Annotated in this window: 1 pseudogene; it reads left to right on the top strand. The window is 71.1% G+C overall.

The features are described 5' to 3' along the window. Positions 1 to 990: 990 nt before the first annotated feature. A pseudogene (locus QK444_RS11170) lies at positions 991 to 21,883 on the top strand (hypothetical protein); the annotation flags it as partial.

The following is a 21,883-nucleotide window of genomic DNA, read 5'->3' as shown; positions in this document are numbered from 1 at the left end:
CAAACCCGTACCCCCGCCACCGACCCCACCGGTTCGCCAGCCACCGCGGCCGACACCGGCACACCGCACGGTGCCCAGCCGCCCGGCGGAGAACCCACCGCCGCCCCACACACCGAGCCCAGAGCCGCTGGCGCACAACATGCTTCCAGCGCGATGCCCGACCCCGCCACCGGTATCCAAGCGGCTACAACGGGCTCCGAGGCCACTCCGACCCGCACCGACCCGCACACCGCCGACCCCGGTGCCCCGGTCGCCGCCACGCCCCGGACCCAAACGGAAGCACCGCTGGACACAGACACCACCCGCGCCGAACCGCCCTCCATACGCGACGAAGGCGCACCCACACGCGAGGAATCCGCGCCTGCACGCGATGAAGCGGTTCCTGCACGCGATGAATCCGCACCGGCTCGTGGCGAATCGGACCGTGTGCGTGACGAAGGCGCTCCGGCGGGTGAGGACTCCGTTCAGGGACGCGGCGAACCGGCCAGTGTGCGCGAGGAAGGCGCTCCGGCGGGTGAGGACTCCGTTCAGGGACGCGGCGAACTGGCCAGTGTGCGCGAGGAAGGCGTACCCACACGCGAGGAATCCGCGCCTGCACGCGATGAGGCGGTTCCTGCACGCGATGAGGCGGTTCCTGCACGCGATGAGGCGGTTCCTGCACGCGATGAGGCGGCTTCTGCGCGCGAGGAATCCGCTCGAGAGCGCGGCGAAACGGCTCCCGTGCGCGACGACGGTACTCCCATGCGTGAGGGTTCCGTTCCCGGGCGTGACCAACCGGTTCCAACGAGACGCGAACCTGCGCCTGTGCGTGACGAGGCGGTTCCAGCGCGTGACGAGGCGGTTCCTGCGCGTGACGAGGCGGTTCCTGCACGCGGCGAGGCTGCCCCTGCACGTGACGAGTCCGCGCTCGCACATGACGAAGCGGCCCCTGCGCGTGACGAATCCGGTCCGGCCAGCAGCGAACCGGGTCGTGCGCGTGATGATTCCGCCGTGTCGGCACGGCGCGACGACGCGGAGGACACCGATCTGGGCGGGCTGGCCGAGGATGAGTCCTCGGCAGGTAGCGGGGGTGCGCGGCGGCCGGACGCGGACGGCCCGGCCGATCCGGATGGCGACGCGAGCGCCGACACAGCGGCCGCCACCCCGGCGAATCGCACCGCGCCGGACGGGGATCGGAGTGCGGGCGGCAATGATGCCGTGCGAGCGCTGGCGGGCATCCGGGCGGACACCGGTAGTACGACGATCCGAGTTCCGGATCCGGAGTCGTGGCGCGACGGTATGCCGGTCGCGGCGATCATGGTCGCGGCGGACGGGGCGGCCCGGCAGTTCAACGACCATGGTTCCCTGCGCCAGCGCCTGCGGGACGAGGCGGCGGCGCGGCGGCGGCAGGGCGAGAGCGACACCGTGCACGCCCTGGTGATCGACACCTACGGCGACGGCGACGACGCCGTGACGCGGGTATACCGGGTGTCCTGCGAGGACGGCGAGATCGTGATCCGGGATGCCGCGACGGGCGAGGTGATCGCGAATCCGCCGGCGGGCGTCGGCGACCGCACCGGCACGTACGCGATCATGTTCGACGCCGAGGGCAATCCGACGCACAAGCTGGGGCCGATCGAACGGGAGGCATTGTCCCGGCAGGCATTCGACGCACTGGTGCACGATGCCGTCGAGTCCGGTGAAGTGCGCGTCGAACCGCTCGGCGACGGCGATCGGGCGCATCGGGTGGAACTGGTCACCTTCGAGGACGGCACCCGACTGGTCCGGAAGGTGTTCGACGATCCGAGGCAGGCCGACGCCGAGGTCCTGGCGTCCATGCTGGGCACCGCGATCGACGCGAACGTGCCACGGGTGCACCGGGACGGTGACGCTCCCACCACCGTCTACATGCAGGTGATGCCCGGTGACGTGGCGGCGACACTGGTGGAGGGGGCGGACGCGGCGCGGCTGCTCGGTGCCACCGACACGCCCCGGGGGCGGATGCTGGGCCTGCTGGACGCGCTGATCGGTATGCCGGACCGGGATTCCCACTGGATGATCGGTCCCGACGGGGTCGGTGGGATCGGCCACCGCAACGCCTTCGGTCCGGGCCCCGAGGCCGGTGATCCCGTCAGCCCGTTCGCCGATTATCTGCTGCGAGTCGGCGACGACGGCGAGATCGTCTGGCGCGACAATGAATTCACCAGGTCCGAGGTGCGGTCGCTCCGGGCGCGCCTGGCGGCGTTGGAACCGGAGTTCACCGCTCGCGACCGTGGCGAATGGCTCGACACGGCCATGGACCGCCTGCGGGAGATCGAGCGGCACGCGCGGCCGGACCGTGACCGGTGGGGCCGCTTCGTCCGATTCTTCACCGACCGCTTCTCCGCCGACGCTCCCGACGCGGACGACACCCCGACCCGCCCGCGATCGGAGCCGCCCGAAGCGCAGCGCGGCCGGACACCCGCACCCGACGAGGAACGGCCGCCGTCACCGACAGCCGGCGATGACGATGGCCGGTCGCGGACCACCGACGAGACACCCGACCAGTCGCCGGCCCCTGACGAAGACCCGAACCAGTCGCCGGCCCCTGACGGAAACTCGAACCGGTCGCCGACCTCTGACGAAGACCCGAACCGGTCGCCGACCTCTGACGAAGACCCGAACCGGTCGCCGACCTCTGACGAGGATGCGGACCGATCGCCCACCACCGACGTGGACCCGGACCGGTCGCCTCCCGCTGACGAGGAGAGCCGGTCGCCGACCGTCGGTGAGGAGCCGAACCGATCGTCCGTTGCCGACGAGGAGCCGGACCGATCACCCGTTGTCGAGGATGAGCCGGACCGATCACCCACTGCCGAGGAGGAGCAGCCCCGGTCGCCGTCCGCCGACCATGGTGCGCCTGTGCGCACCTCGAATGCCGATGTCGGCGTTCCGCCGCGGTCCGGTGCCGCCGCGCCGCGGACGCCACGCACACAGGACGGCGATCAGTCCACGCGCACGGCGTCGGACATGTTCACCTCGGTGTGGCAGGGGACCGACGGCGACGCCCCAGTCGCGGTGGCCGACGGCGGATCGAACCGGCCGCCGTCGGATCCGCCCGCACCTCCGACGACCCCCGACGATCCGGGCGATGAAGGCGCACAACAGAACTCGCGCTCCGGCGACGAGGCCGGTGGCCCGCGTGTCCTGGAACCCGACGCGGTCCTACCACCGCAGGGCGATGCCGACACCACCCGAACCATCGACGTCGACGGTGAGCAGGTACCCCTGCGTCTCGTCCCCGACGGTGCCGACCGCTGGCGCGTCGCGCCCCCGGACGGCGGCGAAACACCCGCCCGACGAGCCGATTCCGACACCCCGGAGCGCAAGTCGGCGTTGCGCCGCATGTGGGAGCGCTTCCGCGACATCACTCATGTGCGCGGCCACCGCGGCGTATACCCCAAGTACCCCTCCGGCTCCGGCGAGGACCACCGCGGCCAGACGGCGCTGCGGGACGCGGTCGTCGACGCCCCGGACCTGCTCGGCCCTCCACCTCCCGCACCGCCGCCGCCTCCCACCGGCCCGGTGTTCCAGGAGCCGCCCAGCGCGGGCGGGGACGGATTCCCGAATATCGCGCGGATTCTCAAGGAGTCCGTCACCTTCTGGCAGCAGCGGGAGCAGATACCCCTCCTGAATCGGCTCTCCGGTCGTATCGCGGCGCAAGCCGGCGAGCATATGCCGGTGCACACGCCCGACGGCGCGGAGTACCGGCCCTGGATCAGCGATACCGATCCGGAACGCGCCCGCCAGGGTATCGGCGTCACCCATGAAGCCGGGATCATCTCCCCGGAGCAGGCCCGCGCCGATTTCGAAGCGCTGCTGGACGTCACCTCCGATCCCGAGGTCCGCCGCCGCATCCTGACCGATCTGACGCGCTTGGAGTTGCGTCCGGCGGACGAGAACCGCGCCGCACTGCGGGATCTGCTGGATTCCAGCACGGATCCGGAGCTGCGTCAGCGGATCATCGACGACCTCTACGACCAAGGTCTGATCTCCGCCGAGGAGTCGGTCCGGCTCGAAGAGCAGCCGATTCCGGAGGTGTCGAACGATCCGCTGCCGGTCGCGGAACCCGCGAACCCGCCACAGGACGAGTCGCTCGCGGATATGGCGCGGCGGCTCGGGTTCGACCTGCCCGACAACGATCCGGCGACCATTCGGCGGGTGCTCGACGAGCAGCAGTACCGGACGTTGCGCGCCGCCGCCGCCATCGAGGGACTCGGCGACGCCGCACGGCGTTTCAACGAGGAGAACAGCCGCCCCTATCGCTGGCACGACGCGGACGGCACGCCGGGAACGGATGCCGAGGGCCGCCCCGGTGGCAGCGTGCCGGTCGGTGCCGTGCCGCGCAGCTTCTTCGACGACAATCCGATGGGGTTGTTCCTGCGCGAGATCATGGTCGCGATGGGCTCTGATCCCGGGCTGCTGGACAGCGCGGAAGTCGGCAACGGGGCCGACCCGCTGCCGGAGTGGAACCGGGTCGGCGAGAATCCGGAGCTCGGCCGTGACGACGGTATCCCGATCTATTTCGAGCACGCGCTGCGCCGCAGTCAGTTGACGGACGAATTGTCCACGTGGGCAGCCATGTTCGGTATCGATCTCGCCGCCCTCGGCCCCGATCGGCTGGACGGCACCCTGGATCGGCTGCGGAACGAGAACATCGCGCGAGCGGAGGGCTTGGCCGACTTCGCCACCGCGGCGGCCGATCTGCTGGCGCAGGCCGATCAGCGGCAGGTCGGCGAGCCGTACGGCGACCAGATCGCCCGGATTCCGATCGACGACGGGCCGGACCTGCTGGTGGTCATCGACGGTGCTCGCGGCCGGGACGAGGTGCTGGCCGACACGCTGGCCATGCGGCCGGATCTGGCGGCCGCGCTCGACACCGGCGATATCCGGGTGGACTACCGGCAGGTGCGTGTCGACGAGTCCGGGCAGCCGCACCTCGACCCGGTCGATACCCCCGAAGTCCACCACTTCCGCGGCCCGGTGGACGGCCGGGAACTGGTCGTGACCCTGGTGCGGGACAACACCGGACAGCAGTGGCGGCCGGTTCCCCAGACCGTCGATCCGGTATCCGACACACTCGATGCGACGCCCGACGGCGCATCGGATCGCACCGCGCCGCGATCGCCCGAAGAGGTACTGCGCGAGATGGGCGAGCTGGCACGGCGACTCGGTGTCGGCCTCGACGACCTCGGCATCGGCCCCGACGGCGTGCATCCGGAGCGGTTGGCGCGGACGATCGCCTCGCAGCAGCTGCTGAACGCGATGCGGGCGGGCCAGATCGAGGCGCTCGCCGACTACATTCGCACCGCCAACGATATCCAGACCTTCTACGGTCTCGCCGAGGTTCGGGCCCCGCTGGCGCAGCGCCTGGGACTGCCGGAGGCGGAACTGACAGCCCGGGCGATCGCGGAGGGCCTCATCGACCCGGCGCCGCGCCGGGCGCTACGTATCCAGCGGTTCGAGGATCTCGTCGCTTACGCGCGGCGGCTGCGCGGACTCGACGCAGCGGCGCTCGATGCCGCACGGGACCGACTGGCGCGGCAGCTCGGCATCGAGCCGTCGGAGCTGTATCCGACCAAGTACACGAATAACGATGCGGGACGGCTCATCCGGGTTCCGGATGCCGCGGGCATCGATCCGGCGAAACTGCGCAAGGTCGTCGCCGGACTGGTACGCGACGGGAGTGCCTCGGTCGCGCGGGACGCGCTGGCCGAATTCGCCGCCGCGCTCACCGACGTCGACCCGTATTCCGAGGTGCCCCGGGGCGATCGCGCGGCCGACCCGCGTTCCGCCGACACCGAACCGCCGGTGCACGATATCGACGCCCTGCCGGGGCTGCGCGCCATCCTCGCGGGTGCGGTCCCCTCAGGCGATCCGCTCGACTTCGGCAGTGCCCTCGCCGACGCCGTGGCCGATGCTCGGGCGCGGCTGCCCGAGAGCGGCGAATTGCCCAGCGGTGATCCCGATACCCGGCCGCAGCCGGGTGGCGACTGGGCGCGCCTGGTGGGCGTGGACCTGGTCGGCGCCGACGACGCGACCTTCCGTCGGGTGTACGAGGCGTACCGGGACGGTCGGATCGACAAGCACGAGGGCCTCAGCGCCGCCGATCTCGCGGCGGCTCTGGACGGCATGCGCGGCGAGGTGCGCGACCGGGCCGAGCAGATCAGGACGCTCGCCGAGCTGGCCGAACAGTTCCACCGGCTGGCCGAGCGTGGGCAGCTGCCCGGCCGTCCCGACGATCCGGGTGAGGAACCGGGTACCGCCGCACCCCCGCCGCACCCGGCGGGCAGCGGACCGCAGGCCGGTGGCGGCTCCCGGCTCCCACCCGCGGATCCGCCCGGACCGCCCACACTCGCCCGTGACCCGGACGACGGTTCGCGCCCACCGGCAGACCCCGGTACGCGGCCCGACGAATCGACGAACCGGATGGCGGCCGAACTCGCCGAGTCGCGCCAGCGCACCGACGCGGAGTTGGACGAGTCGCGCCAGCGCACCGACGCGGAGTTGGACGAGTCGCGCCAGCGCACCGACGCGGAGTTGGACGAGTCGCGCCAGCGCACCGATGCCGAGTTGGCGGAGTCGCGGCAGCGTTCCGATGCGGAGTTGGACGAGTCGCGCCAGCGCACCGATGCCGAGTTGGCGGAGTCGCGGCAACGTTCCAATGCCGAGCTGGCCGTGTCGCGGCAGCGGACCGATGCGGAGCTCGATGAGTCGCGGCAGCGTTCCGATGCCGAGTTGGCGGAGGCCGGTCGACGCACCGACACCGAAGTCGCGGAACGGAGTCGGCGCACGGATGCGGAGCTGGCGGAGTCGCGACGCCGGACCGACGATGCCGCGGATTCGGAGGATACGGCTCCGGAGCCGGGGACCGGGGGCGGCTCGCAACGGCCACCCGGCCTACCGCCGACGAACGGCACCGCGGACGGTGCGGGCGATCCTCCCGGCGGAGCGGGTGATTCGGGTGCCGGAGCACGCAGCGCCGATCCGGATGCCGACGATCCGCTCGATGCCGTCCGACGCTTCCTCGATCAGCCCGACGTGCGGGCCGGTGGCGTCGACCCGGTCACGCTGTCCGAAGGCGAACGCGAATACATCCGCCGCCTGGCCGAAGCGCTCGGCCTGCGGGATGCCTTCGACGGCAACCGCGACCCATTCGGAACCCTGTGGGAGCTGGCCGAAATGGCAAGGGCCCGTGGTTTCCTCGACGAATCCATCGCCGCCGCCGCGCACATGCGCTATCCCGACGACTTCGGACCGCTGGATGTCGATCAGCTGTACGGCGACGAGGACTACTGGCGTGAGGCCGATCCGGGAGCGCGGCAGCGGATGCTGGCGGAACTGCGCTCACTCGGACTGGGCTATCTCTCGTACCCGGCTCCCGATACGGGTCCGACCCGCTTGACAGCCGCGGACGGTTCTCCGCGACCGGAGAACCCTGCCGCACAACCCGATCGGACGCCACGACTGCATTCCGACTCCGGACTTCGGGACCGGCTCGCCCAGCGCCTGGGACTGTCGGACGCCGAACTGCGATCCGCCGACCCGGCGCGCACACTCGCCGATCTGCGCTACCGCAACCTGCTGACCGCCGGTGTGATCGAGGCGCTGGCCGACAGCGTCGCCCGCCACGAGGCCGCCACCGACGCGGTGCACCGCCGCCAGATCGAGGCCACCCGGGATCGGTGGGCCGACCTGCTCGGGCTCGATCCCGCGGCGCTGCACCCGGACCGCGTCACCCCCACCCTGGCCGACCTGCGCGAGGCCACGCTGCGGCAGGCCGAAGACCTTGCCGCCCTGGCCGATGTGCTGAGGACCGAACCGGACTCGACTCCCCCCGAGGGCACCCGCAGGATGGTGCTCGAGGTGGACGGCGATCGGGTGCCCGTCGGGCTGGCACCCGGCGACGACGGCCGGATGCGCGTCGTGCCTCCGGCCGGCGACTCAACGGAATCCGGTCAACTCACCCCACGCCCCGACACCCGCCCCGATTCCGTCGATGTCCGCCACCGCGAACTGCTGGCCAAGGCGGCGGAGGGCGCGCTCACCCTGCGCGAGCGGTGGGAGCTGGCCAAGACCGAATGGCGGATCGCCAAGCGTGACGGCCTGCTTCGGCAGCGGCTGCGCGAAGGCTTCTCGCCGTCCTCGCTCGCCTACGACGGCGCATATCCCAAGTACCCGTCGGGCTCGGGCGAGGACGGCCGAGGTCAGACGGCCATCTCGGATCTGGCCGGTATCACCGACCCGGCCGCGTCGGGGAGCTTCAACCCCGCCCGCATCTGGAAGGAGGTCGCCACGCTCTGGAAGAAGCGTGAGGACGCACCGTTCTTCCTGGACCGCTTGACCGCTCGGACTCGCGACGAGTCGGAAGACGTGGTACCCGCCATGCTCTCCGACGACGAGGAGTACCGGTACTGGATCGACGAGGCCGATCCGGAGTTGCTGGCGGAGATGGAGGCGGAGCTGAAGCTTGCCGGGCTCATGGATCCGGACGACACCTTCTTCCCCGCGCCGGATACGCGGGAACTCCAAGCGAGTGAAGGCGAGTCGCGTCGCGGCAATGAATCTCCTTCGAACACAACCGATTCCGATCCGGAACTCCGGTCTCCGGACGCGGAGCTGCGCGCGGCCGCTCGACGACTCGACATCGAGCTGACGGATTCGAATCCGGCAGCGGTGCAACGGATCCTCACCGAACAGCAGTACCGAAACGCCCGCCGGGCCGCCGCCGCCGAAGCCTTGGCCGAGGCGGCGCGGCGGTGGAACGCCGAGGACGCTCGCCTGCCGTTCAGCCGCGAGGTCAGCTTCGACAGCAATGACCCGCTCGGTCTGTACCTGCGGGAGCTGGTGCGGGCGGGCGGTACGGAACCGACGCTGCTGGACTGGGAGGGCGTCAACAACGGCGGCGAGCCGGGCCGCCACTGGGCCGATCCGCACGAGGGCGTCCGCCCGGACCGCGAGGACGGTCTGCGCGAGCACTACGAGAACGCATTGCGCCGCTATCAGATCAATGACGAGCGGTCCGTCTGGGCGCAGCTGCTGGGTGTGGACCTGAACGCCCTGGGCGTACGGGATCTGGTCGATCTGAGCCCGGGGGAGGTGGCCCGCGCGCTGCTGGCCCTGCCCGCCGACCAGCGGGCCCGGCTGCTGGCCGGATCGAACCTCGAGCAGCTGTCCGGCATCGACCCGGCATCGGCCGCGGAAACCCTCACCGACGCCCTGCGTCGGGTGGACCCGGCGGAGCGCGGGGAGCTCCTGGCGGCCGTCGACCCGGCGGATATGCGGCGGATCCAGCACGACCTGGCGAATGCCCGGCTGGCGGAGGAACTCGCCCGGCTGCGCGGCGACACCGCCGACCGTGCCGCGGCGCTGGCGGATTTCGCGCGCGCGGCCGAACCGTACCTGCGCTCGGATGCCGATGCCGACCAACGCGCCCACCTGATCGACGAATGGACCCGGGCACGGCAGGGGCGGCAGGTGCACGACGGCGTGGTACGGGTGGCCGATCCGGACGGCGGCCCGGATCGACTGGTCGTCTTCGACGGTGCGGGGGACCGATCGCGCCTGCTCGCGGACGCACTCGCCGCCGATCCGGCACTCGCGGCGGCGGTGAACAGCGGCGATATCGTCCCCGACTACCGAAACGCATGGGTGGACGCGACCGGACGCCTCCACCTCGACGCCGCCGACACCCCGCAGGTCCGCCACTATCAGGGATCGGTCGACGGCCGTGACGTGCGTGTCACGCTGCTGCGCGATGGTGCGGGCGATTGGCATCCGGTGCTGGATTCCGAAGCGCCGCAGTCGAACCCGCATCAGCCGCGTTCGGTCGATGAGCTACGTGACGCCATCCGTGGCGTGGCCGGCGAACTCGGCATCGACCCCGGCGACCTGACCCCGGAGACGATCGCGGACCACCGGCTGCGCAATGCGCTGCGCGCCGCACAGATCGAAGGGCTGGCCGACTACGCCCGCAGCGCCAGCGATATCGAGACCTTCTTCGACATCACCCGGCGCCGTGAGCAATTGGCCAACCGCCTCGGCATACCACACGACGACCTGACCCCACAGCGGATCGCCGACGTGCTCGGCGATCCCGACCAGCGGTCGGCATTGCAGCGCCAGCGCGTCAAGGATCTCGTCGACTACGCCAAACAGCTGGGTAAGAGCCTGGACGTCGACGCGGTGCGGGCGGCCCGCGACCTGCTCGCCCGTCGCCTCGGTGTGGCACCCGAAGACCTGCTCCCTGGAAAGCACCTGCGCGGCGACGACCCCTACTTCCGTGACCGAGGCGAGACGCGGAATCCGAACGCGCTCATCTGGGTACCGCAAGGGGATACGAAGGGCATCGACGTCGGCGCCCTCACCGATGCGATGCGCCTGGCGCAGCGGGCCGGACGCGATACCGAGGTGCGGGCCGCCATCGCGGAGTTCACCCGCACGCTGCTCGATCTCGACCCCTACACCGATGTGCGGAACAACCCCGCGCTGGATCCCCGGGCCGCCGACGGGGAACTGCGCATCCACGATCCCGGCGCCCCCGCTCATCTGCGCGACATCGTCGGCGATCCGCACGCCTTCACCGACGGTCTGCGCGACGCCGCCGACCGGACGCGCGATCCGGAATCCGCGGTGCCGCACGCGAATCGCGACTGGGCGCGGATCATCGGCGTCGACATCACCGACGCCGATCCGGCCCGGCTCGCCGAGGTCTACGAGGAATACCGCGACGGCAAGATCGAAAAGCACGAGGGCCTGAGCGCGCGGGAGCTGGCCGAACTCCAGGCCACGCTGCGGGCGGAGATCCGCGATCGCGCCGCCGGGCTGGCCGACCTCGCGGACCTCGTCGATCGGCATCAGCGTGCGCTCGACGAGGCCGCGGCCGTGGCCGCGGCGGGCAGGGTCGAGAACGCCCGCCAGGAACTGGCGCAGGCCCGTCGCGCACTCGCCGAACAGGTCGCACGCCACCCTGTGGCGGAAACCGACCTGCGCCCGGAGCATCTCGACGAAATCCTGGAGGGCCTGCGCTCCCGGACGCTGCCGGTATCGGAGCACGCCGCCCATCTGGCACGGGTGGACGCGCTCGGCGCCGCGGCACGGCGGGTGCATGCCGCCGAGGCCGACCTTGCCCGCGCGGAGACCGATGCCGCCCGGCTGGAGGCGGCGCTCGCCCGCCCCGACCATCCGGACGTGCGGCGCTACGCCGATGTGCGCAACGAACTCGACGCCGCCACAGCGGCTTTCGACGCCGCGCGAATGCGGCTGGCCGAGGAGATGACGCGGCATCCGGTCGACGCCTCGGAGCTGCGCCCCGACCGCCTCGACGACACTCTCGACGCGCTGCGCGCCCGCACGCTCCCGATTTCCGAGCACGCGGCACACCTCGTCCGCATCGATGATCTGGAGTCGGCCGCGCGCGCTGTGCACACCGCGCGGTCCGATATCGACCGCCTGAGCGCCGCACTCGACCGGGCCCGGCCCCATGCCGACTGGCAGCGCATCCGCCTGGACCGCGAACTCGCCGCCGCCACCAGGGAGCGTGACGAGGCCCGCGCCGACCGCGATGCCGGCCTGGACGGACTGCCCATCGATGTCTCGGATCTCACCCCGGGCCGGGTGGACGAGACCCTGGACCATCACCGCACCCGCACCACACGCGTCGACGAGATGGCGCAGCGACAGGAGAGACTCGACCGGCTCGACGACGCCACTCGCCGCCTACACCTGGCCGAAGCGCACCTCGCCCGCCTCGAGTCGGCCGCCGCGCGTGCGAACGAACAGCTCGGACCACCCACGGACGACGGCCGGTCGCCGCGTCGCGACGATCCTCCCGCCGACGAATCGCCGCCGTCGGCACCACCGAGGCAACCCGACACCCCCTCGTCGGACGGTGCTGCCCAGCGAATTCCGGGCGCTGACGGCGCGGACGCGCCTCTGGCCGACGGCTCCCGGCGGTCCGTCGCTCCGGGGCAGCCCGGCAGTCCGTCGTCCGACGGTGCCGCACAGCAGGTTCCGGACGCCGACAGCGCGGATTCTCCTCCGGCCGACGCCTCCCGGCGACCCGTCGAACCGGGGCAACCCGATACCCCGTCCTCGGACGGTGCCGCACAGCGGGTTCCGGACGCCGACGCGAACTCGTCCCCGGCGGACCGATCACCCGAGCCACCCCCGGCCGACGAGTCCGCTCGCCCGGTACGGCTCGAGGAACCGCCCGCCGACCCGGGCGCGCGCATCGATGCCGCACTCCAGCGGGAAACGGCCGCGTTGGACGACGCGGCCCGCCAGCGCCAAGCGGTCATGGACATCCTCGCCGCCGACAGCGCCGCCGCCGTCCGAACCCGTGACACGGCCTGGGATGCCCTGGACGCGGCCATGACCGGACTGCCGGTCACCGCCGCGGACCTCACCCCGGATCGCCTGGCGGACACCGTCGCAGAACTGCGCGGCACCACCATGCGGGTCGACGAGATGCCCCGCCGCCTGGCGCGGATCGACGCACTGGAAACCGCCGCCGAGCGCTACCACGCCGCCGCCGAGCGGGTGGACATCCTGGACCGTGCCATGGCCACCGCCATGGAGCGCGACACCCTGCTCACCGCGGGCGCGGAGCTGATCACCGACCGGGTGGGCGTCATCGACGGCGACCCACCCCACATCCTGGTGGTCGGCTGGGGCAACACCGATGCGGCACGGGTGTGGGACGAAGCGCGGCAACAGTATCCGGAGCTGAGCGAGCGGGTGAACCGGGGCACGGTCGTGCGGGAACTGCGTATCGATTTCGACGACCAGGGCCGAATCACGGTGACGCGCGGCGAACTTCGGCATCCCGCCGACAACATCGTGCCGCCACCGGAACCCGCTGCCGCGCATCTGCACCCGCCAACACCCGGGGACCGCTTCCAGACCATCGCCCGCGAGGCTGATGAGCGTCTCCACGAACTGTCGCGGCAGACACTGAACCGGCTCGACGATATCCAACGCCGGACCGACGCAGCGTTCGACGACATCCTCCGACGGATCGGCAACGGTCTGGACGATGACGGCTCCGACGGGACGCCGACCGCGCCCGGGACCCCGGACGGTCCACCGCACGGCCCGGTATCGGACGCGAATCAGGCGGAGCCCGAGGGCTCCGCGCCCGCGCGGACCACCGTCGGCATCCCTTCCGACGGTGCTCCCACCGACGGCATCCCTTCCGACAGTGCTCCCATCGACGGCACGCCCACCGACGACGGCCCCAAGGGCGGCACACCTACCGACGGCACCCCCACCGACGACGGCCCCAAGGGCGGCACCCCGACCGACGGCACCCCCACCGACGGCACCCCCAACTCCAGCGAGGTGGACACCCCGGCCTGGGGCGACTCTTCCGCACCACGCGACGCGGTCGCCCCGGAGCCAACGCCGCCAATCCTGCGTTCGCTCGACGATCCCGCCGATTCGGTGCGAAGCCTGTTGGCGCAGACCGATATCGGCAGGCGGATACTCGCCGACCTCGACGCGGCTCCGCTGCGGCAGCGCTTCGACCACACGCACACCGACGGCAGGTCCGGCGAGACGCGGCGGGGGGATCTGTCCGTCGTCACCTACACCAGCGGCGTCGACCATGTGCGCCAGGCACTCTGGCTCGCGCACGAATCGCTGCACGCCGAGTACCTCACCGAGGGGCGCAGCGCGGTCGAGCGGATCCGGACCATGGGCCGGGACGAGTTCGTGCGGGCCATGATCGACGAGGAGGTCGAGGCCAGCATCCGCATGGTCGAATTGGCACAGCAGCTGCGGGAACTGGGGTACGAGATCACGGGCAGCGACACCGTCGCCCGGATCGAGCAGACCTACCGCGACGTCTACGAGCGTGCGGTCCGCGAGGCGTCGCTCGCTCCGTTCGCGCGCCGTGACCCGGATACGGCCGTGACCGCCGAGGCCGTCGACGATTTCGCGCGACGACTGGCCGGCGACGCCATCCGGCCGGAGATCGCCGACCTCGCCTCCGACGACGGCACGACCTACACCGACCTCTACGGCAGGGCCTGGGACGACGTCAACGCCGCGTCGCGTACCCGTCCCGGCGTGCCGCACCTGCCGACGACCGCCGAAATCGCCGACGGGATGCGCCGTTCCGCGCTCGACGGCCGGGCCGCCGAGCTGCGTGCGGCGGAACTCGCCACCGAGCTGCGGGAGGTGGCCGAGCGGGCGGCGACGACCGCCGAGCGCGTGCTGGCCGCCGATCCGGATATCCCACCCGTGCCGGACCCGACAGCGGATCGACCGGATCTTCGGCGGCAGGCCGAACAGCTGCGCCGACACCTCGAGGGCGCGCTCACCGACTCCGGAACTCCCGCCGACCGGCTCGCCGAACTGCGCCGCCTGGACCACGATCTGCGCACCCTGGCCGATCTCGCCGACCAGCGGGAACTGGCGTTGCGCGATGAGCGGCGGCACCTCGACAACCTCGCGGCCGTCGCGGCCCGCGATGTCCTCACCGCCGAGATTCCGGAGCGCGGGCGGCTGCTCGGTGACCACGTCGCCCTCATCCCCGGCGACCCGGGCGATCACGCGATCGCCGCGCCGGACCGTCTCGTCATCGCCGCACCACCCGGCGAACACCAGCGCGTGCTGGCTGAGGCCCTGCGCGACCCGGCGGTGGCCCAACAGATCTCACCGTCGGTCGCGCCGGAGGCGCGCACCATTCATATTGACGGGAACGGCCGGGTCAGCGTGGAAACCACCGATACCGTGCCGGTGGACCCGCACGGGCGGCCGGAGCCACGGGTCGACCAGCCCGACATCACACCGGGCCGGCTGGCGGATCAGTCTACGGCCGAACGCATCACGCGTCTGCGCGCGGTGCTCGCGGAGACTCCGGCCGGGCAATGGGCCAACGAGACTCTGGACCGCCACGGCGTCGCCTACACGCACCGGACGGGAGCTCCGGCACAGTACTACCCGGCCCGCAATACGCTGGTTCTCGACCCCGGTGCCACCGATGCCGAGCATCTGCTCGCCCTGACCCATGCCGCCATTCACGCCGACCTCGCGCACCGCGATCCGGTCGCCGTCCGGCATCGCATGCAGTCCACGCGCGAGGACTACATCCGCCGGATGCTCGCGCAGCACAGCCGGGCCTACGCGCTGGAGATCGTGGTGGCCATGCAAATGCGCGAGGCGGGCCACCAGCTGCCGGTGAGCCCGCTGGAGCAGGTGTACCGGGACGCGTTCGACCGGACGCGCGCCGATGTCACGCAGGCGCTGCCCGGCACGTCGGACGCCACCCTCGATCGGTTGGCCAACCAGGCGGGGTTGGAGGCGCTGCGCCCGGTGCTCGCGGACCATCGGACCACAAAAGCCGGTGAGTCCTACGCCGAGAGTTACGGCCGGGCCTGGGATGTCGCGCACGGCGTTCGCAGCTTCGCGGATCGGGCTCGGGCCGCCCTCGCGACGAGACCGAGCTCGGTCGAGGTACTCGGCGAAGGCAGGTCGCTGACCGAGCCACGCCGCACTGAACGGCTCACCTTCGACGACGGCACGGTGCTGCACCGCGTCACCATGCTCAACTCCCGGCATGCCGACGCCGAGCAGCTGGCCTCGCTCGTCGGCCGCGCGGTCGGGGCCGACGTCCCGCAGGTGTACCGCGACCCGCGCCGCGCGAATGTGGTGTACCTGGAACCGATGCCGGGATCGGTGGCCGGGGAGAAGTTCGTCGACGCCCACGAGATGTTCTTGGACGCGGCGGGCGCCCGGGAGCTAGGGCTGCTCGATGTGCTGACCGGAACCCCGGGCCGCGGCGACTTCGATTGGGTGCTCGCGCCCGGCAACCGCGTGAGCGGCATCGGCCACCACCTGAACTTCGGCAACCACCCGACCACCGGCGACGCGCTCAGCCCCTTCGCCCAGCATTTCCAGGTCCGCCTGCCCGACGGCACCCTCGAAGTAACCGATCACGCCCTCACCGCCGCCGAGCTGGAGGCCATCCGTCGCCGAATCGAGGCGCTGCGACCGGATTTCGCCGCCCGTGGCCGGGAAGGTTGGCACGATGCCGTGCTGGACCGGCTCGCGGAACTCGCCGATCACGCGGGTCCGGGGCACCCCGAGGGCATGGTCCCGGTCCCCGGGGGCGGTTTCGTCTCCGCGGACGGCGGAACGTATGTCAACCGCTACGGCGGCGACCACCGCCACGGCATCCTCGCCAGCGTCGACGCCGACGGCACCCTCACCCTCGAACTGCGCGCCGGACCCGCAACGGCGACGGGGTCGGAGATGTTCGCCGACGCCTGGCGCGTGCTCGGGGATCGGGTGCGGGCCATCGAGGGCAACTGGTTCGAAGGCGGCGGCAGTCCGCTCGGCGACAACCTCGCGACCTTCAACGCGACTCTCCAGGCGGGGTTCAGCCCCGAGGAGTCGGCCTGGTACACGCATACCGGCCAGCTCGCGGAGCGGTACGGGTTCACCGATGTCATCATCGACCGCAGACTGGATCTGGAAGGTCCGCTGGGTGAAAACCTGAGTGCCACAGTGAGATTCATTCGCCCGGAGAATGGCGCGGTCCTGCACGGGGGAACGCTGCCGGACGGCGAGGGCAGCACCCCGCTCTATCGCGGCATTCCCAGGAAACTGGAGAGCGGCATTCTGAATCCGGCGTATGTGGCGGCGCTGCGCGGCGACGCCATTCCGCGTGGCACCGAAAGCGTTTCAGCGGAAGAACATGTGCTTTCGAAGTCGGATGTCAGCGACTCCACCTCATGGACCCGTGATCCGGGGGTCGCCGAGGTGTTCACCAATGGTGACGGTCTCATCATGGAATGGCGGACGGGTGCACCGCCGGAGGGCGCCACCTGGCGGTTCAATCCGATCGAAGACTACGACCTGGCAATGCAATTGCAGCAGGTGGTCATTCAGGGCACCGTCAACGATGTGCGGGCCGTGCGCTTCGTCGCCGAGGACGCGGCACCCGAGGATTCCGGGGCTCCGCTGGATCCGCAGCCACTGTCCGACGGCAGCATGGACCCGGAGAACACCGACCTCGATGCGGGTATGCCGGATCTCGGGTCGGCCGCGCACACGCCGACCGGCCCGCAGGAATCGCGCACGCCCACGCTCGCCGACCGTGCGCTGACCATGCTGAAACGGCTGCTGGGCTCCCTGGCCGGGGATGAATGGGCGCTGCTCGCGCCGCGTGAGGTGGCCCAGGTCCTCCAGGACCGTTACGACGATCTGACGGTCTTCGGGGTCGAGGACCCGCAGGTGGACACCGAGGTCGTCCGCGAAATGGCCCGGACCGTCGACGAGACACTGCGCACCTATCCGGAGATCCGGCTGCGCCGCCTCGGAATCGGCGATCCACCCGACCAGAACTGGATTGCCTGGGCGGAGCCGAGAATCGGGTCCGACGGTCGGATGTACACCGACGCGATCATCCTGAATCGTGCGTACGCCGCGGACCCGCAGGCGCTGCGGGCACTCGTGGAGCACCGCGAGTCCGTCGGCTGGTTCCCGCCCGGGGTCTCCGAGAATCCGGTGCGGTCGATCCTGCTGCACGAACTGGGCCATGCGCTCGACAATGCCGGCAATATCGAGCATTGGGACCCGCGGACGCAGCGGGACTACACGATCGAGCGCTTGCAGGCGTACTACCGCGAGGAAGCCGGGGCATACGACCACGCGGGATTCGTGCAGTGGCTGAGCCAGTTGAGCGGTTACAGCTTCAATGGGAATCCGAAACTCCCGGAGAACCTGGTACCGCAGGAGGCCTACGCCGAGGCATTCGCGGCCCACGAGATCAACGGCCGCTACGCATCCGGGCCGGAGCGGGCGTTGTACTCCATTCTGGTCGATGCCGCCCAGCGATTCGCACAACCCGGATATGTACGCCCGACGCCGGGCAACTGGCCGGAACCGCTGCCGCGCCAGACGAATACGGCCATCGACACGGATGCGGGTCCGGGGCGCGAGCCGAATCCGATGTCCGCCGCACCGGATCCGGCGCGGAGTTCGCCGGAGCCGATACCGGCGCCCGATCCGGATCCGGTGGCGCACTACGACCGGTTGCTCGAACAGCACAAGAAACTGACGAAGGAACTGGAGTTCCAGCGCGCCAAACGCGATTACCGGTTCGCCCAACTGGGTGGCGGCAATCCGGAGCGGGCGCTCGGTACCGGTGAGTCGCTCCAGGCTACGCTGCTCCGGCTGCACCAGGAGACCGGATCGCAATCCGTCGACATCGGAGCACTCGGTGACGAGGGCCCGCTGCGAACCACCCGGTCGCCGGGGCCCGAGGAGCGCGCCTACCGAGTGGAAACGCTGTCGAAGCTGACCGAATCGTCGGAGCGGGTGCTCGGACTGCGCGAGCGGATTCTCGATCTCGAACAGCGGATGAGTGCGCTGGAGCGCGCCGGGGTCGACCGGGTGCGGCCGCCTTCCGAACTGGTCACGGCCGAACTCGCCCGGCTGGCGCAACAGCGGGCCGACGAACTGCTGATCACCAAACCCGGACGGCTCGCGCGCGATGAACTGGCCGGGCACCTGGGTGTACTCGACGACGAGGGCGTGGTGGACGAGTCGGCGCTGCGCCCCGACCGGCTCGCCGACACCCTGGCTCGGCTGCGCACCGACCTCCCCGACGAGCACCGGACCATCGCGGCTCTCGGTGACGTGGCGCACGAGGTGAATCTGGCGCACAACCGGATCGGGCGGCTCCAGGACGATATGGCACGGATCGCGGGGGAGTGGCGGACGCTCGCCGAATCCGAGGGCGCCCGAATGGAATCCGAGCGGGTGGCGATCGTGGACGGGGATCCGCGCCGGATCATCGTCTTCGGCCCACGCGATGAACTCGGCCATTCCCGCGCCGACCACGACCGGGCGCTCGAAGACGCGCTGCGCCGCAGTGCCGCGGTGGCACAGGCGCTCGTCGACCCGGACACCCGGCTCGAATACCGGCGAGTCCGGGCCGATCGCGACGGCAATCTGACCGTCGACGCGCTGCGGCCGCCCGAGGTGGACCATCTCACCGCCGGTGGAATCGGCTCGCAGCCCGGCGGTCGGTACGGCCTGGACCGCTTCGACAGCACCCGCTGGCGGGACGCCGAGGGGAACTGGCACGAAGTCGATCCCACGCGCCCGGACTGGACGGGCAACCGGGAAGGTGAGGTGCCCAAGAAGTACGAACCCCGGGACCTTCCGGAAGGCGTCAGCAGCTGGGCCGTGGACCAGATACAGGCCGCGGTCGTGGATGCGCTCGGCGTCGATCCGGCGACGGGGCGTCCAGCCGAGGCATTCAACCAGGATCTGTTGCCGCACTTCCCCGGCGGCGGCAGTCCCGCGGTGCCGGACGGCACGCCGATGTATGAGCTGCCGTACGCGGACGCGGTGTCCAACATCATGCGCGTGATCCTGGAAGTCGCGAAACTGAGCGGCTTCACCTGGTTCAAGGACTCGGATAATCCGGGCCGGATCCGTCCGGGGTTCAAGGGACATCCCTGGTTCCGGGATCGGCCCGCCGAGGTGCAGCCCATGGTGCGCGAATGGCGGCCCGAGGAGCACGCCGACGGCGCTGCTCGACCGCGCCCACCTCGGCATCGAGCCGACGGCGTCGTCGATGGCGTGCTGCGCGCCATGAACGAGTTCACCAGCCGTGACACCGATATGGGTGTGGCGGAGAGCATGCGCGAACAGCAGGAGGCCGCCGCGCGCAGGTGGGCGCGGGTGCAGGAATGGGCCGACGCCCAGTATGCCCGTTTCCGCGCCGACGACTCCGATCTGGACGCCATCACGCGCGGCCTCGCGGAGCATCGCGAGGCGGTACGGCGAACCCTCGTCGAGAAGCTGGCCAGAGCGCTGGGGCCCGATGCGGACGCGGACCGGCTCGCCACGCTGTTCTCCGACAAGATCAATGCCGCGATGGGCGTGGACCCACTGCCGCCCGCGTTCACCCGTGCCGAGATGGAGCAGATCAAGAACCATCTCATGCGGGACCGGCATCTCGTGTTGGATCCGGTCACCGGACAGCTGACGCGCAGCCCGCTGGACGCGGTCGCCGATGTCGCCGAGGCGTGGCACCGCCTGATCCAGGGCAAGCCCCTGCCGCCGGATCTGCTGCTCCTGCAAGATGCCCTCGCCGAATCCGCGTACCTGCGCGCGAATCCGACCGCGACCTGGCGCGAGGCCAATGCCCACGTCGCCGCGCTGGACGGATTCCATTGGGACGCGGCCCGCCCCCCGCTCACCGGCGACCGCGCGGGCATCCCCTACGAACCCATGCCCCTCCCACCACCCGCCTCCTTCCTCCCACCCCGCACACCGGAACATGCCACCGCGACAACCGAATCCGACGCTGCCACCGACAGCGCGACCGACACCACCACCCCGCAACCCGACGGCCCCACACGGCCGTTCGGCCCCGACGACCTGCCGACCGCTCAGCTCGATCAAGAAGAGGTAGCGACGACCCGGGCGGACCCGGACGGCCTGCCGACGGTGCCGCTGGATTCGGATGAGGTGCCGACGGTGCCGCAGGACTCGGATGAAGTGCCGACGGTGCCTCAGGACCCGGATGAAGTGCCGACGGTGCCGCAGGACCCGGATGAGGTGCCTACGGTGGCGCTCGACCCGGATGAGCTGCCGACAGTACCTCTGGACCAGGATGAGCTGCCGACAGTAGCGCTGGACCCGGACGAGATCCCCACGGGTCCGGTCGATCCCGAGACCGATGAGGGGCCCGGCCGGACGCCGGGCCCGGCCGGCCCGCAGGATCCCCCTGCCGACCCACCGTCCGGCCCGTCCACTCCACACGACGGCCACCGCATACCGTCGGCTGAATCCCCCCAGCCGCCGAGGCGAGGCTTCCGCTCCCACATCCCGCATCCACCACACGAATTCGAGGTCGAACTCCCCGATTTCGAAGGCATCGACCCCTTCGACCCCCGCCGATGGCTACACCCGGACCGGCCGAACCAACCGAATCAGCCGGAGCAGCCAACACACCCCGAGCAGCCGGGACAACCGGAAGCCCCAGACGCACCCGCACCACCGGCATCGCCCGAACCCCCGGATACGCCGGAATCTCCGGATGCGCCGGAACCTCCGGATGCGCCGGAATCTCCTGAACCCCCGGACCCCCCAGGGCTGCCGCAACCGCCGGAGCCACCCGAGCTTCCGGAGTTGCCTGAGCTGCCTGAGGTTCCGGAGCTGCCCGAGCTTCCGGAGTTGCCTGAGCTGCCTGAGGTTCCGGAGCTGCCCGAGGTTCCGGAGTTGCCTGAGCCGCCCGAGCTTCCGGAGTTGCCGGAGTTGCCTGAAGTTCCGGAGTTGCCTGAGCTGCCTGAGGTCCCGGAGCTGCCCGAGGTTCCAGAGCTGCCCCAACCTCCCGAGTTGCCAGGTTCTCCCGGGTCGCCGGACCTCCCGAGGCTGCCGGGGCGTCCAGACTTGCCGGGGCTTCCTGGTTACCCGGACGCACCCGGACGCCCTGACTTGCCGCAATGGCCCGACCTGCCTGAGCTTCCGGACCCGCTGCGGCCTTCCCAACCGCCCGAGTCGCCAGGGTCTCCCGGGCTTCCGGATCTCCCGCAGCGCCCCGAACTGCCGGATGTCCCCGAGCTTCCAGGGCGTTCAGACCTGCCGGGGCGTCCTGGTCTGCCGGACGCACTCGAACGCCCTGACCTGCCGGAGCGTGGCGAGTTGCCGGAGCCCGTGGATCTCCCCGAGCTGCCAGGACGTCCTCAGTCTTCGGATCTGCCCGAACAGCCAGGTCTGCCGCACGCGCCGGAGTCCCCGGACACGCCGGAGCGCTATACGCGGCCGCAGTCGCCTCGGCCGCTCGGCGTGTCCGAGCCGCTCGGAGTGTCGGTGCCGCCGGAGCTGTCGGCGCTTCCTG

Source organism: Nocardia sp. CC201C (assembly GCF_030010695.1).
Lineage (GTDB): Bacteria > Actinomycetota > Actinomycetes > Mycobacteriales > Mycobacteriaceae > Nocardia > Nocardia otitidiscaviarum.
Note: the sequence above shows the minus strand (reverse complement) of the source record. Positions and strands in the feature narration are given on the sequence as shown.